This is a genomic window from Bacteroides intestinalis DSM 17393 (genome assembly GCF_000172175.1).
In the GTDB taxonomy this organism is placed as follows: Bacteria; Bacteroidota; Bacteroidia; order Bacteroidales; family Bacteroidaceae; genus Bacteroides; species Bacteroides intestinalis.
The window spans coordinates 1,050,298-1,064,116 of record NZ_ABJL02000007.1; the positions used below are offsets into that span (position 1 = coordinate 1,050,298).

Below are 13,819 nucleotides of genomic sequence, written 5' to 3' on the forward strand. Positions count from 1 at the left end.
AAATAAATCAGAAATAGGGGCTTATTAATTTTAGGTGTATTTTTTATCAGGTATGTAGTTCCAATACAAAACGGCACCCCTTGGTATAACTGCTGTCCAGCGTCAGGCTACCATTCATTTTAGTAGCAATTAGAGAACAGATAGGTAGTCCCAAACCGTCACCTTCTGTAAGGTCTTTCACTTTAGTGAAAGGCTTGAATAGGTCTGCTTGTTCTTCTTCGGCAATGCCGGTTCCTGTGTCGCTTATGATGAACTGATGAGTGTGTGCTCCACGTTTTTTGAAGTCCAACCAGATTTTACCACCTTCGGGAGTAAACTCGGCGGCATTGTTCAGCAAGTGGAGAAGAATGCGTTCAAGTTGTTCCGGATTCGTTTTTACACTGAGCTTCGGTGCATTGACGGCAGTAGTTATGTCTGGTTTCAAGCCGCTTTTAATCTTATCCATAACACTTTCGCAGAAAGTATTGATGCTGATTTCACGCATTTCGTAAGCCTCTGATAAGGTGTTTTCCAAGTCAGACAGCTCTTGAATGTGTTCTGCAAAACCCTTCAGGGCACGAACGCCCGGTTGCGTTCCATCCAGAGTATTCAGGGTTGGCTCCATTTGTGCTGAGATATTCTGGATAAACTGGGTTTTCAGTTCATTGTGCTCGTTCGCAATCTGGATGGCTTTCTTTTGCTTCCGGGTAAGGAGAACGAAACGCAGCAATACGATGCCGGCCAGTACTAATACAGCAGCAAGGAGTCCGGCGAGGATGCAAAGACCAATGATGATGTACTGCTTGGCGGAGAGAGAGCTGTCTTTCTCTTCGATAGTTTGCAGGCTCTCGTCATACTTCCGTTTCAGAACATTCAGTTCATCCTGGGCGGTAAGTGCTTTTACAGAATCCGTCCAAAGAATGTACTTGTCATAAGTGCGGGCCACCAGTCCGGCATTATTTGCTTTGCGGGCAATGTCGATCAATGTCTTATAAGACTCGTCTACTTTAGCGTAGTTTTTCTGTTCCTTATATTGACCGATCAGGCGGTTGATATAGGCATCTCCTTGCGAATTCATGCCGAAAGTATAATAATAATTGGCCTGAGTATAGAGCAAATCATTATTGAGAGAGTCATTTTTGGCTGCTTTAGCAGTTTCTTCCAGCTTGGTCAGTTGCTCTTTGGCTCGGGCAGGGTTCTTAAGGTTGATGTACATTTGCAGGCGCTCCTTATTGATACGGAAGCGCAGATCCGGCATAGCCTTGCCACTTTTCTGTTCGCCTCCTGTAACCAATAGTTCCGCACCGCGCAACAGCTCGAAAGCTTCCTTATAATAGTTTTCCCGATGATAGAGGGCACTGGCGTTAACACCGCACTCTACAGCTTTGTCATACTTTTCTTGCGAGGAGAAAGCATTGTAAGCTTGCAGGAAAAGGTAACGGGCTTTAATATATTCTTTTTGTTTCAGGTTAGTTTGTGCCTGTTGCATTAGCTCATCGGCGCGGCTGGTGCTTTGCGCGAAAGTCACTGTGCTTAAACACAATACGAGAGATAGAATGAAAGCAAATTGTTTCATGAGCATAACTATTTATATGAATTTGCAAGCAAAAGTAAAATAATCTTTTAGTATTTGAAACTACTTCCGCCTAAAAATTCACGTAATAATGAGGTAAACGGTATTTCTTTGTCTTGTATGGGTGTAAAATATTTGATGAACTTCAACAAACGGTACGCTTCGGCATACTCAGGGCAGTTGCGAGGCACACTGGTCAATATGGGTTCGGCATGGCAGCGCAGTACGGCAAATTCAAACAACAGTGCGGAGTTGAACATCACATCAGCATTTTCCTGATAAGGGAATATCCATTTGTCTTCTCCGGCTCGTACACTGGGCCAGCGGGAAATGGTTTCCCGTGCCGAGTAGCCGCGGTAGTTGAAGTCTCGGATAATACGGCGCAACAAACGGTTGTCCGTAGTGGGAATCCAGTTATGGTCGTCCAGGGAAATAGTAGTCAGGGCGGACACATAGATTTTGTATTTATTCTCTGCCGGTATTTGCGGGGTGAGTTCAGGATTCAGTGCATGAATACCTTCCAGAATAAGGATGGTATGCTCGTCTATCCGTAACTTGTCACCTTTATATTCACGCTGCCCGGTGGTGAAGTTGAAACTCGGCAAGTCTATTTCTTCACCTCTTAACAGAGCTTTCAGGTCTTCCTCAAACTTTTTGAGATCGAGTGCGTAAAGTGATTCGTAATCATAATCGCCATTCGCATCTCTTGGGGTATCTTCCCGGTTCACAAAGTAATTATCCAAGGCTATAGGATATGGGCGAAGTCCGTTCGTCATAAGCTGTACGGAAAGACGTTTGCTGAAAGTGGTCTTACCCGAAGAAGAGGGACCGGAGATAAGTACCAGTTTCACACGATTGCCATTTTCACCACGGTGATAAATATCATCGGCAATTTGGGCTATCTTTTTTTCTTGCAGTGCTTCGGCTACGTTGATCAGGTCGGTGGCATGCCCCTGTTCACAGGCAAGATTGAAGTCTCCTACATTGCCCAATCCCATGATGTAGTTCCAACGGAGATGTTCTTTGAAGACATCGAGCATTTTTTCTTGCTTGACAACTTCTTCCAAAACATTGGGATTTGCTTTGTTGGGTATGCGCAGTAACAAGCCATCGTAGTATTTTACGATATCGAACAGCCAGATAAAACCGGTACTGGGTAACAGGTTACCATAATAATAGTCGATGGTGTCGCCTAACGAATAATAATAGGTATAGATAGAACCTGAGGTTTCCAGTAGTTTCACTTTGTCCGTCATTCCCCGTTCATTGAAGATGCGTACTGCTTCGGTGGTATGACATTCTGTGCGGCGGTATGTGATATTTTCATCTATGATTTCCTGCATACGCTTTTTAATGGCGGATACATCTTCCAGGGTAATTGGGCGTCCGATGCGGAGATTGCAAAAATATCCTTTGGAGACAGGGTGTTCCACAAAAAGTTTGCCATCGGGAAACAGTTCGCTGACAGCTTTATAAAGTACGAAACAAAGGCTGCGTACGTATGTCCGCAAGCCGGATGAGTCGCGTATATCGAGGAATTCTACATCTTTATTATTATATACCCGGAAATTCAATCCTTCGGACCGGTTATTAACTTTCGCACTGACAACCTGATAGGGAAAATTAAGATTAAAACCGTAATAAATATCCAAAAGTGAACTCCCGATGGGGAATTCTTTAGAAATATTATTATTTTTGCAACAAATTTGTAACATGTGTTTCATGACGTCTCCTTTTTAGGTGATTAATACGTTAAATATAGATATAATAACAGATGTGGCATAAAACCTTCTAATTAATTAAAGATGGAATATTCTTTTTATGATTTTTTAAAGCTGCTTGGCTCACTGGCATTATTCTTGTACGGAATGAAGATAATGAGTGAAGGACTTCAAAAGTTTGCCGGCGACAGGCTCCGGAAAATTCTAACGGCAATGACTACCAACCGGGTAACCGGGGTGCTGACGGGTGTGCTGATCACAGCACTGATTCAATCTTCTTCTGCAACTACCGTTATGGTGGTGAGTTTTGTAAACGCCGGACTACTCACTTTATCCCAATCCATTGGTGTAATAATGGGAGCCAATATCGGTACTACCGTTACAGCATGGATTATCTCGGCATTAGGCTTCAAAGTTGATATAGCCGCTTTCGCACTTCCTCTACTTGCCTTTGGCATCCCTCTTCTCTTCTCTCAAAAAAGTCATCGTAAGTCTATCGGTGAATTTATTTTCGGTTTCTCTTTCCTTTTTATGGGACTTTCTATGTTACAATCCAATGCACCGGATTTGAAAGCAAATCCGGAAATGCTGGCTTTTGTACAGAGTTATACCGATATGGGATATATTTCTATTCTGTTGTTTGTGTTTATTGGTACTATTTTGACTATGGTTGTGCAGGCATCGGCAGCGACGATGGCTATTACGCTTATCATGTGTGCCAATGGATGGATAAGCTTTGAATTGGGGGCGGCATTAGTATTGGGTGAGAATATCGGTACTACTATTACTGCCAATCTTGCTGCTTTAACCGGTAATACGCAGGCGAGGAGGGCTGCATTGGCTCACCTGGTATTCAATGTCTTCGGTGTTATCTGGGTGCTTTGTCTTTTCACTCCGTTTACGAGTGCCGTATCGTGGTTTGTGGAAAACGTGATGGGAACGAAAGACCCTGCCGTAGCAGTTTCATTTAAGTTATCAGCATTTCACACTTGCTTCAACATCTGCAATGTATTGTTGTTGATCTGGTTTGTGAAATTGATAGAACGTACGGTTTGCGCCATTATTCCGCAGAAAGAAGCCGACGAGGAATATCGTCTTCGCTTTATTTCCGGTGGTATGCTTTCTACAGCGGAGCTTTCCATATTGCAGGCACGTAAAGAAATTCATCTGTTTGCAGAGCGTACTCATCGTATGTTCAATATGGTACAGGACCTGTTGCATACGGATAAGGATGATGATTATAATAAGCTGTTCAGCCGTATCGAGAAATATGAGAATATCAGCGATAATATGGAATTGGAGATAGCCAATTATCTGAACCAGGTGTCCGACGGACGTTTGAGTTCAGAAAGTAAGCTGCAGATTCGTGCCATGCTTCGTGAGGTCACGGAAATTGAAAGTATTGGTGATAGTTGCTATAATCTTGCTCGTACTATCAATCGTAAACGTCAGACCAATCAGGACTTCACAGAAAAGCAATATGATCATATTCACTTTATGATGAAACTGACGGATGATGCGTTGGCACAAATGATTGTCGTTGTGGAACGCTCCGACCACCAAAGTATTGACGTGAATAAGTCATTCAATATTGAGAATGAAATTAATAACTATCGCAATCAGCTGAAGAATCAGAATATTCTGGATGTAAATAATAAAGAATATGATTATCAGATGGGCGTTTACTATATGGATATTATCGCAGAGTGCGAAAAGCTGGGCGATTATGTGGTAAATGTAGTAGAAGCAAGTAGTGATGTAAAAGAAAAGAAAGCGTCTTAAGACGCTTTCTCAAATTCTTCTTTTCCGACTCCACATAGCGGGCAAACCCAATCTTCAGGAAGGTCTTCAAACGATGTTCCCGGCTCAATGCCGTTTTCCGGATCGCCCATTTCGGGATCGTAAACGTAGTCACAAACTGTGCAAATGTACTTGTCCATAAAACTATTTTTTAGGTTTTCTTTATAAATAACAATAAATACCGCTCTTTTGTTTCCGGTTTTGATTTGAAAGAGATATATTTGTTTCGTTTTTATTGTAAATGAACTCTTTATGACGATACTAATTCTGATCGGTATGGCGGTACTTGTGGGAGTATTGCTATTGTATGTGTTTGAACTCGGTAGAAGTAGACGTCTGCTGCTTAAAGCAGGAAACGCCAGAAAAGCATTGCGCAGCTCAGAAGAACTGTTTCGTTCCATTATGCAAAATGTTCATGCTTTTATTCTTTTGATAAACAGGGATTTTGTTGTTACCCGGACAAACTATTATGATATCACCAAAGCCCGTAAGCCGGAAGGTAGATTACCCCGTGTAGGAGATTTGCTGCGTTGTAATAACGCATTGTCCGCCGAAGGAGGATGCGGAACGCATGAACTTTGCGGCAGTTGCCCTATCCGGAGAAAGATAGAAGAGACTTATCGTGCAAAAAGTAGTTTTACAGACTTGGAGGCTACACTCGATATACGGGATAGGCGAGGAGAGGTATCTGAATGTGATACGTATGTTTCCGGCGAATATATGGAGATAGATGACAAGGAAGGCATGGTAATTACTGTACATGATATTACACGCTTGAAGAAAGCAGAAGTGGAATTGCATAAAGCTCGTGAAAAAGCGGAGAATGCAGATCGTTCCAAATCTGCTTTTCTTGCTAATATGAGCCATGAGATACGTACGCCACTGAATGCTATCGTCGGCTTTTCCGAATTGCTGGCTTCTGCCAGTACGGAAGAGGAGAAGACACAGTTTTTGGAAATAGTTCATTCTAATAACGAGTTATTGCAGCAATTGATTGCTGATATTCTTGACCTTTCTAAAATAGAAGCAGGTACATTGGAGTTTACGTTCTCTGAGGTGGACGTCAAGCAACTGATGCTTGATATAGAACAATTGTTCCGTATGAGACTGGAAGATAAAGCTGCTGTTATCCAGATTATCAGAGAAACTCCTGCGGATGAATGTATTATGTATACAGACAGAAACCGTTTGCAACAGGTCGTTTCCAATTTCATGACCAATGCTGTGAAGTTTACAGATGAGGGTAGCATTACTTTTGGCTATAACCGTTGTGCTGAAGGTCTTTATTTCTATGTGAAAGATACCGGTAGCGGTATTCCGGAAGACAAGGTTAATCATATTTTTGAACGCTTTGTTCGGGTGGAACAGAATAAAAAAGGTACTGGTCTGGGATTGGCTATTTGTGAAATGATTATCCGTAAACTGGGGGGGAAGATTGGTGTGGAATCTGAATATGGTAAGGGATCTACATTCTGGTTTATACTTCCGATCAATGGTCGTCAGATTAAGGAACAGGGCACAGAGATTGATGGTAAGACTAACCTATAAAAAGATTTAATAACATTCGGTATCCCAAATTAATATTGTACTTTTGTGGCTCTTAATTAAAGCTAACAATTTGCATGACTGCAATGAAGGATGATTTTTATCATGGCGGACTTACTGACGACGAAGTAAGAAAAAGCCGCGAGAAGTACGGAGTCAATCTGTTAACGCCTCCCAAGCGTCCCTCCCTATGGAAGTTATATCTTGAAAAGTTTGAAGACCCTGTTGTCAGGGTGCTTTTAGTTGCTGCACTATTTTCTTTGATCATCTCGATCGTAGAGAATGAATATGCCGAAACAATCGGTATTATTGCCGCCATATTGCTGGCTACCGGAATCGGCTTCTTCTTTGAATATGATGCTAATAAAAAATTTGATTTGCTGAATGCGGTCAATGAGGAAACTTTGGTGAAAGTTATCCGTAATGGTCGCGTGCAGGAGATTCCCCGGAAAGATGTGGTAGTAGGAGATATTATCGTTCTGGAAACAGGAGAAGAAATTCCTGCTGACGGTGAACTGCTGGAAGCTATTTCTTTGCAAATCAATGAATCCAATCTGACTGGTGAACCTGTAGTTAGTAAAACGACTGTAGAAGCAGATTTTGATGAAGAAGCTACATATGCTTCCAATCGTGTGTTGCGTGGTACTACGGTTGTAGACGGTCATGGAACAATGCGGGTGCTTAGTGTGGGGGATGATACGGAAATCGGAAAGGTAGCCCGGCAGAGTACGGAACAGAGTACGGAGCCTACTCCGCTGAACATACAGCTTACCAAGCTTGCCAATCTGATTGGTAAGATCGGTTTCTCGGTAGCCGGATTGGCATTTGCCATTTTCTTTATTAAAGATGTAATACTGGTATATCCTTTCTCTACTTTCCATACTTTTGCAGACTGGCTTCCGGCATTGAAAGCTACCTTGCAATACTTTATGATGGCAGTAACCCTGATTGTGGTTGCAGTGCCCGAAGGGTTGCCGATGAGTGTGACATTGAGTCTGGCATTGAATATGCGCCGTATGCTTTCTACCAACAATCTGGTTCGGAAAATGCATGCTTGCGAGACGATGGGTGCCATCACTGTGATTTGTACGGATAAGACAGGTACATTGACTCAAAATCTGATGCAAGTTTATGAACCGAGTTTCTATGGTTTGAAAAATGGCGGAGAAGTCGGTGAAGATGATATCAGCAAATTGGTGGTGGAAGGTATTAGTACCAATTCTACAGCTTTTCTGGAAGAGATAGCCGAAGGTGAAAAACCGAAAGGAGTAGGGAATCCGACAGAGGTAGCCTTGCTTTTATGGTTGAACAGCAGGAACAGGGATTATCTGGAATTACGTGAGAATGCTCCGGTTGTGGATCAGTTGACTTTCTCTACCGAACGTAAATTCATGGCGACTTTGGTGAAGTCTCCTTTGATGGGTAAGAAGGTATTGTACGTGAAAGGTGCTCCTGAAATTGTTTTAGGCAAATGTAAAGATGTTATTCTGGATGGCAAACGGGTCGATGCGGTAGAGTATCGCTCTACGGTAGAAAAACAATTGCTGGGTTATCAGAACATGGCGATGCGTACCCTTGGTTTTGCTTTCAAGATCGTAGAAGATACGGATACAAGAGATTGTGTGGAATTGGTTGCCGATCATGATTTGTCATTCCTGGGTGTGGTTGCTATCAGTGATCCTATTCGTCAGGATGTGCCTGCGGCGGTATCGAAATGCCAGTCGGCCGGTATCGATATCAAGATTGTAACGGGAGATACACCGGGTACGGCTACGGAAATTGCACGCCAGATTGGTCTGTGGAAACCGGAAGATACGGAACGTAACCGGATAACAGGTGCTGCCTTTGCGGAACTGGCAGATGAAGAAGCACTCGACCGTGTGATGGATCTGAAAATTATGTCGCGTGCGCGGCCTACAGATAAGCAACGCCTGGTACAGTTGTTACAACAAAAAGGTGCGGTGGTAGCCGTAACGGGAGACGGTACGAATGATGCCCCTGCATTGAACCATGCACAGGTGGGTCTGTCTATGGGTACGGGAACGTCAGTGGCCAAGGAAGCCAGTGATATAACTCTGCTTGACGATTCTTTTAATAGTATCGGCACTGCCGTGATGTGGGGACGTTCGCTGTACAAGAATATCCAACGTTTCATCGTTTTCCAGTTGACTATTAATTTTGTGGCCTTGCTTATCGTTTTGCTTGGCTCCTTGATAGGTACGGAATTACCGCTTACTGTAACTCAAATGTTATGGGTAAATCTTATTATGGATACTTTTGCCGCTTTGGCTCTGGCTTCTATTCCGCCCAGCGAGAGTGTCATGCAAGAGAAGCCTCGCAGTAGCAATGACTTTATTATTTCGAAAGCCATGCGCTCCTATATTTTAGGTGTAGGTGGTGCTTTCCTGATTATACTCATGGGAATGTTGTACTGGTTTAATCATGCCGAGGGCGGTATGACACCGGAACGCCTGACCATATTCTTCACATTTTTCGTGATGCTGCAATTCTGGAACCTTTTCAATGCGCGTGTGTTTGGTACTACAGACTCCGCTTTCAAAGGGATTTCCAAATCGTATGGTATGGAACTGATAGTACTTGCTATCTTAATAGGACAGTTCCTTATTGTACAATTCGGTGGTGCCGTATTCCGTACTGTGCCGCTTGATTTAGTCACTTGGGTGATTATTATTGCTTCCACTTCACTGGTATTATGGGTGGGTGAGGCGATACGTTTCATCCGACGTTTAACTCAGAAGTAAAATGAAAGAAAAAGGAATTAAAAACCTTATTATTGATTTTGGCGGTGTGTTGATCGACTTGGACCGTCAGCGTTGTATCGAGAATTTTGCAAAGTTAGGCATGCCTAATGTAGAGGCTATGCTTGATGTTTGTCATCAGCAAGGTTTCTTCTTGCAGCATGAAAAAGGATTGATTACCAGTGCGGAGTTCCGGAATGAGATCCGCGAGCAAATAGGGAAGATTGTGACCGATGCCCGTATAGATGCTGCCTGGAATAGTTTTTTGGGAGGTATTCCTACCTATAAATTGGATTTGTTGTTGAAACTGCGTGAGAAATATGTGGTCTATCTGTTGAGCAACACCAATGAAATTCACTGGAAGTGGTCGTGTAAGCATGCTTTCCACTACAAGGCTTTCCGGGTAGAAGATTATTTTGAGAAGATTTTCCTTTCTTATGAAATGAAGATGGTAAAGCCGGACGTTGCTATTTTTGAGAAACTGTTGGAAGAAACAGGCATAGATCCGAGAGAGACTTTCTTTATAGATGATTCTGCCGAGAATTGCCGTGTGGCGGAAACATTGGGTATTTCTACCTATACGCCGAAAGCATGTGAAGACTGGAGCCATTTATTCAATTGACAATTGATAATTAATAATTAAAGTAGTGCAGTTGCTTCGTAACATACCGGAAGTGCTTCCTCAGCCTTGTGTTGCTACCATAGGCTTTTTTGACGGAGTGCATCGAGGACATCGCTACCTGATAGAACAGGTGCGTGAAGCAGCTGTTGCATGCGGTTTTGCTTCGGGGGTGGTGACTTTTCCGGTGCATCCGCGCAAAGTTGTGCAGCCGGAGTATCGCCCCGAACTACTGACTACATATGAAGAAAAGGTTTCCTTACTTGCTGAAACCGGTTTGGATTACTGCATGATGCTTGATTTTACTCCTGAAATTGCTATATTGTCGGCACGGGAGTTTATGCTTTTCCTTCGTAATCATTATAACATACGTGCTCTTGTCATAGGCTACGACCATCGTTTCGGACACAACCGTAGCGAAGGGTTTGATGACTATGTGCGCTATGGACAGGAATTGGGGATAAAAGTTATTCTTGCGCGTGCATATATAAATAAGGAGACTACGGTAAGTTCCTCTGTCATCCGCCAACTGTTATTGGAAGGTAATGTTTCGGAAGCGGCCGATTGTCTGGGTTATGATTACTTTTTGAATGGCTCGGTGGTAAGCGGTTATCGCGTCGGACGTAAAATAGGTTTCCCCACCGCAAATCTTCGGGTGGATGATCCTGATAAATTGGTTCCTTCCGATGGGGTATATGCTGTCCGTGTCATTGTTGCGGGGCAGACTTATGGCGGTATGCTTAGTATCGGCTACCGTCCTACAATGGCTAATGGCACCGACCGTAGCATTGAAGTGAATATCTTTAATTTCCATTCGGACATTTACGAACAGCATATTCGCCTTTTTTTTGTCCGCTACCTGCGCTCCGAATTGAAGTTCGATTCCATAGACGAACTAATTGCTCAGCTCCATAAGGATGCTGAAAATGCTTCCCGCTATCTTTAATATCCGTAAAGAATAGTCTTTTACCTCTATATTTTTTGCATTATTATCGAAAAACGTACTTATTTTATTGTTTTTCGATAAATATTTTCTGTTTTTCTTGTTAGTCTCAAAAAATACCTTTTTATTTGCATATCGAAAAACGATAAATTATTATTGAATAACAAAACATATAAAGGTTGACGATTATGAAAAAGGCATTTATGAGTATCTCTTTGTTAGTGATTTCCCTCTCCATGTTGATGGCAGTTCTTTGTGGTATAGGAGCTACAGTTTGATGGTTTAATAGAGAAAATATATCTTTGTAGACTCTAAAAGGACAACAACGATGAAAACTGCAATAAAACTGGCTTTTATCTACTTGGCGATGCAAATTCTCGGGGCATTGGCAGTGGGGCCGTTTACTATGATTTATGCGTACGTAAAATACGGTACTATAGACAGAGCAAATGAATTTGCTTTAGCTCCTACTCTGCTGGCAGGATTTGTTTTTATGCTGATCTATTTATGGAAAAAAGGTTATCTGACGAAAGATAAGCAATTGTATTCACCTGTGTCTGCAAGCTATTTATTCTGGAGTGCCATAATGGGGATTTCCATGATTTACCTGATTGACTTTCTAATGTCTCATCTCACATTTTTGCCTGACTGGCTGAGTAATACTTTTGACTTACTGCAATCCGGTTGGCTAGGTATTCTTTGTGTAGCTATATTGGGACCCATTTTGGAGGAGCTGCTATTTCGTGGAGCAGTCACTAAAGTTCTTTTGAAAAAGTATAATCCGTTGACAGCTATTCTGATATCCGGTTTGATATTCGGTATCTTTCATATGAATCCGGCACAGGTGGTAGGAGCGACGCTGATCGGTTTTATTCTTGCATGGATCTATTACAAGACACATAGTCTGATACCTTGTATCTTGATTCACATTATGAACAACAGTCTTTCTGTTTATCTTGCTCTCAAATTTCCGGATGTGGAATATAGCAGTGAATTGATTGGAGAAAAAGCTTATCTGACAGGTCTCGTAATTACTTTCCTTTTGTTTATATTGTCCTGGCGAATGATGAATTCCTATAAATTATCTAATACAACTATTGAAGTATGAAAAGAAGATTGAATATTCTTTGCGTGATCGTATTACTTGTGCTGGGTTATTCGGTTTTAGAGACTACTTATTATGTCGGCTTGGGAATTAAAACCGGGATCGAGAAAGGTATTGACTCCAAGATTGATGCAAAAGCTAAAGAAGAGATTAGCAATGTGCAAGTCGTGCAGCTGGTACCAAAAGATTTGGGTGGAGATATCTTGATTGACTCTGTTTACAATGAGAAATCCGGTAAATATGTGCCTGCTGCTTACGGACAAATGATTGTAAGTGTGAATACTCAACCGAGTGTCTTATCAAGAATTGTTTCTCTCCTGATTCTTATTGTAAACTATGTTGCTATTGTCTGGGCTGTAGTACTTTTTATCCGTCTTATTGTGTCAATTAATAAATCCGACATATTCAACTGGAAGAATGTCCGCCGGCTTAGACGTTTAGGAGTACTGCTTATTATTGGTTTTGTATGTACCTTCCTTCTTGCGTTTCTGAGTTTTCATAACGTGGAAAAGGTCTTTTCAGTGACAGGTTATTCATTGAGTATGGCAGATATGGTGCATATTACTTCGCTGGTATTGGGGATTTCGGCCTTGATTGTGGCAGAAGTATTTGCTATTGGACTGAAGATGAAGGAAGAACAGGATTTGACGATTTAAATAAAGGTAAGTTATGAAAAAAATTAGAATATTAGCTTTATTGGTGATAGTAGTGTTCGTTGCCGAAGTGATAATGTCAAACGGAACAGCCGATTTCAGACGTGGCTGGAACAGTGCAGGTAATAGTAGGGAACTTAAATTCTCAACCGTAGATATTTCGATTAAAGCTGAAAAAACCATAGCAGTTGATTCCTTGTTTAATAGTGTCATTCAACAGAATGTACCTTGCAGGATGTCTTCTCTGGAGACGGAAATACAACCGTCATTTATTAATAAACTGATTTTGATGTTGGCTTTTCCTCTTGTACTTTTTGCTCTTTATGGATTTTATTGTATGATTAGGGTGGTTATTTCAGTGAGCCGTGGGAAGGTATTCACACGCGAAAATGTAAACCGCATGCATCTTTTTGTCTATTCGATAATACTCCTCGGCATTTGTATGGAGACTTACGAATATCTTCTGCACAAGGATGCTGTATCCCAGATTCAGTTTAGTGGTTATGAGCTGACATCTTATGCGTTAACGTTCTCTTGGTTCTCGTACTTGATACTGGCATTGTTTACCGAGATATTTGCCGTGGGTGTGAAGATGAAAGAAGAACAAGACCTGACCATTTAATCCTAACCTTGATAAAAGTGATTTATATGATTATAGTAAACCTTGATATAATGATGGCTCGGCGAAAGATATCTTTAGGAGAGCTGGCCGAAAAGGTGGATATTACACCCGCTAATTTATCTATTCTGAAAACGGGAAAAGCGAAAGCTATCCGTTTTTCTACACTGGAGGCTATTTGTAAAATTCTGGATTGCCAACCGGGAGATATTCTGGAATATCAGGAAGGAGACGAATAAAATAGCATTTTAGGACTGATATAGGTGTTTGTTAAATAGAAGGAGGATTTGGAATTTCTGAATCCTCCTTCTATTTATGTATAGCTAGTGTCAGTTTATACTATTTTGTGGGTGTATTTGTCCACCATAATTATGGTGATAAACTTGTATTTGATTGATATATAAAAGATTGTGTTATAAGTATAAAAGAGAATTTGTCCATCTTGATAATGATGATTTATTGAGGAGAGATACCTATGTTTGTAATTTATAAATAGTAAATGG

The 13,819-nt window shown here is 41.6% G+C and carries 12 protein-coding genes; 9 read left to right on the top strand and 3 right to left on the bottom strand.

The window, feature by feature from the left end:
* Nucleotides 1-46: 46 nt before the first annotated feature.
* Together BACINT_RS07685 and BACINT_RS07690 are read right to left on the bottom strand one after the other, a co-directional pair.
* Nucleotides 47-1,555 carry a sensor histidine kinase gene (locus BACINT_RS07685; protein WP_021967229.1) on the bottom strand — a complete coding sequence of 503 codons (1,509 nt, stop codon included), beginning with the start codon at nucleotides 1,553-1,555 and terminating at the stop codon, nucleotides 47-49.
* Between the two features lie 47 nt (nucleotides 1,556-1,602).
* Nucleotides 1,603-3,276, bottom strand: coding sequence for a nucleoside kinase (locus BACINT_RS07690; RefSeq protein ID WP_007662003.1), 1,674 nt, complete (start codon nucleotides 3,274-3,276; stop codon nucleotides 1,603-1,605).
* An 81-nt stretch (nucleotides 3,277-3,357) separates the two neighbouring features.
* On the opposite strand from BACINT_RS07690, the gene BACINT_RS07695 reads away from it, so the two are divergent.
* Nucleotides 3,358-5,055 carry a Na/Pi cotransporter family protein gene (locus tag BACINT_RS07695; RefSeq protein WP_007662004.1) on the top strand — a complete coding sequence of 566 codons (1,698 nt, stop codon included), beginning with the start codon at nucleotides 3,358-3,360 and terminating at the stop codon, nucleotides 5,053-5,055.
* Here the strand turns inward: BACINT_RS07695 and rd are convergent.
* Nucleotides 5,052-5,213 carry a rubredoxin gene (gene rd, locus BACINT_RS07700; protein ID WP_021967231.1) on the bottom strand — a complete coding sequence of 54 codons (162 nt, stop codon included), beginning with the start codon at nucleotides 5,211-5,213 and terminating at the stop codon, nucleotides 5,052-5,054. The genes BACINT_RS07695 and rd overlap by 4 nt on opposite strands.
* 112 nt (nucleotides 5,214-5,325) lie before the next feature.
* Here rd and BACINT_RS07705 point away from each other — a divergent pair, with 112 nt between their 5' ends.
* From BACINT_RS07705 to BACINT_RS07740, 8 genes are all read left to right on the top strand, one after another.
* Nucleotides 5,326-6,621: a PAS domain-containing sensor histidine kinase gene (locus tag BACINT_RS07705; RefSeq protein WP_044154831.1), complete on the top strand. Its 1,296-nt coding sequence runs from the start codon at nucleotides 5,326-5,328 to the stop codon at nucleotides 6,619-6,621.
* A 74-nt stretch (nucleotides 6,622-6,695) separates the two neighbouring features.
* A complete protein-coding gene (locus BACINT_RS07710; protein WP_007662007.1) occupies nucleotides 6,696-9,380 on the top strand; it encodes a calcium-translocating P-type ATPase, PMCA-type in 2,685 nt (894 codons plus the stop codon).
* A 1-nt stretch (nucleotide 9,381) separates the two neighbouring features.
* Nucleotides 9,382-9,999, top strand: a complete 618-nt coding sequence (locus BACINT_RS07715; protein ID WP_007662008.1) for an HAD family hydrolase — start codon at nucleotides 9,382-9,384, stop codon at nucleotides 9,997-9,999.
* 25 nt (nucleotides 10,000-10,024) lie between these two features.
* On the top strand, nucleotides 10,025-10,942 hold the full coding sequence (locus tag BACINT_RS07720) for a bifunctional riboflavin kinase/FAD synthetase (RefSeq protein WP_007662009.1): 918 nt from the start codon (nucleotides 10,025-10,027) through the stop codon (nucleotides 10,940-10,942).
* A 325-nt stretch (nucleotides 10,943-11,267) separates the two neighbouring features.
* Entirely contained in the window at nucleotides 11,268-12,047 is a 780-nt protein-coding gene (locus BACINT_RS07725) for a type II CAAX endopeptidase family protein (protein ID WP_007662010.1), read from the top strand.
* Entirely contained in the window at nucleotides 12,044-12,700 is a 657-nt protein-coding gene (locus BACINT_RS07730; protein WP_007662011.1) for a DUF2975 domain-containing protein, read from the top strand. Before BACINT_RS07725 ends, BACINT_RS07730 begins: the two co-directional genes overlap by 4 nt.
* 13 nt (nucleotides 12,701-12,713) lie before the next feature.
* Nucleotides 12,714-13,319 carry a DUF2975 domain-containing protein gene (locus tag BACINT_RS07735; protein WP_007662012.1) on the top strand — a complete coding sequence of 202 codons (606 nt, stop codon included), beginning with the start codon at nucleotides 12,714-12,716 and terminating at the stop codon, nucleotides 13,317-13,319.
* Nucleotides 13,320-13,345: 26 nt separating this feature from the next.
* Nucleotides 13,346-13,555 (top strand): helix-turn-helix domain-containing protein, encoded by a 210-nt coding sequence (locus BACINT_RS07740; RefSeq protein WP_007662013.1) that lies wholly within the window; start codon nucleotides 13,346-13,348, stop codon nucleotides 13,553-13,555.
* The last annotated feature ends 264 nt before the right edge of the window (nucleotides 13,556-13,819 follow it).